Genomic DNA, 1,658 nt, shown 5'->3' on the forward strand with positions numbered 1-1,658 from the left:
GGGCCGCGCCCCCCCCCGCCCCGCGCCCCGCGCGCCCCCGCGCCGCCGCCCCCCCGCGGGGGGCGAGGGGCGAGGGGTGCAAGCACCCTGCGGCCGTCCCGTCAAGCCAGAAGCGGACGGTCCCGCGCGGCGCGGCCTGTTACAACGGAGCGTGCGGCCGCAGCGGTCGTGTGTGTCGCACCTGCCCGCACCGAAGGGGACGACGCCTTGTCCATTCGCCTGTACGACACCAGCGCCCGGCAGATCCGCGATTTCATCCCGCTCACGCCGGGCTGTGTCTCGATCTACCTGTGTGGCGCCACGGTGCAGGCCGCACCCCATATCGGGCACATCCGTTCCGGTCTGAATTTCGACATCATGCGCCGCTGGTTCACGTACCGCGGTTACGACGTGACGTTCGTGCGGAACGTGACGGACATCGACGACAAGATCATCCGTAAGGCGGCGGAGCAGAGCCGGCCGTGGTGGTCGATCGGCTACGAGAACGAGCGGGCGTTCAACGACGCGTACGACGCGCTGGGCTGCCTCCCGCCGACCTACGAGCCGCGTGCGACCGGGCACGTGCCGGAGATGGTCGAGATGATGCGCGGGCTGATCGAGCGCGGTCACGCCTACGAGGCCGACGGCAGCGTCTACTTCGACGTGCGCTCGTTCCCCGGTTATCTGGAGCTGTCCAACCAGGATCTGGACGATCTGCGCCAGCCCGACGAGGGGGTCTCGGGCAAGCGGGATCCGCGGGACTTCGCGATGTGGAAGGCGACGAAGCCGGGCGAGCCGGACTGGGAGACGCCGTGGGGGCGGGGGCGTCCGGGCTGGCATCTGGAGTGCTCGGCGATGGCCCACAAGTATCTGGGGTCCGCGTTCGACATCCACGGCGGCGGCATCGATCTGATCTTCCCGCACCACGAGAACGAGATCGCGCAGGCCAAGGCCTTCGGTGACGAGTTCGCCAGGTACTGGGTCCACAACTCGTGGGTCACGATGTCGGGCGAGAAGATGTCGAAGTCGCTGGGCAACAGTGTGCTGGTCGGTGAGATGGTCAAGCACTGGCGGCCGATCGTGCTGCGCTACTACCTGGGTACTCCGCATTACCGTTCGACGATCGAGTACAGCGAGGAGGCGCTGCGCGAGGCCGAGTCGGCGTTCGCGCGGATCGAGGGCTTCGTGCAGCGGGTGACCGAGCTGGCGGGCGGGACGGTCGCCGCGGCCGACGAGGTGCCGCCGGCGTTCGCGGAGGCGATGGACGACGACCTGGGTGTGCCCGGCGCGCTCGCGGTGGTGCACACGGCGGTGCGTCAGGGCAACAGTGCGCTGGCGGCCGACGACAAGGAAGCCGCCGTCGCCCGCCTCGCGGAGGTACGGGCCATGCTCGGCGTCCTGGGCCTGGACCCCCTCGACGCGCACTGGGCGGGGGAGGGTGACCGGACGGAGGATCTGCACGGGGTCGTCGACACCCTCGTACGGCTCGTGCTGGACCAGCGGGAGTCGGCGCGGGCCCGTAAGGACTGGGCGACCGCCGACGCGATCCGCGACCGGCTCGGCCAGTCCGGCCTCGTCATCGAGGACAGCCCGAGCGGACCCCGCTGGACCCTCGGCTCCCGCTGAGAACCAGGTGAATGTGCCGCCCGGGCGATCGGGCGGCCCACTGCATCGACGGA

Annotated in this window: 1 protein-coding gene; it reads left to right on the top strand. The window is 70.4% G+C overall.

From position 1 onward, the window contains the following. Positions 1 to 207: 207 nt before the first annotated feature. On the top strand, positions 208 to 1,605 hold the full coding sequence (gene cysS / locus ACFW9D_RS37930; RefSeq protein WP_384629998.1) for a cysteine--tRNA ligase: 1,398 nt from the start codon (positions 208 to 210) through the stop codon (positions 1,603 to 1,605). The last annotated feature ends 53 nt before the right edge of the window (positions 1,606 to 1,658 follow it).

Origin of the sequence: Streptomyces sp. NPDC059524, assembly GCF_042749255.1 — a bacterium.
In the GTDB taxonomy this organism is placed as follows: Bacteria; Actinomycetota; Actinomycetes; order Streptomycetales; family Streptomycetaceae; genus Streptomyces; species Streptomyces xanthii.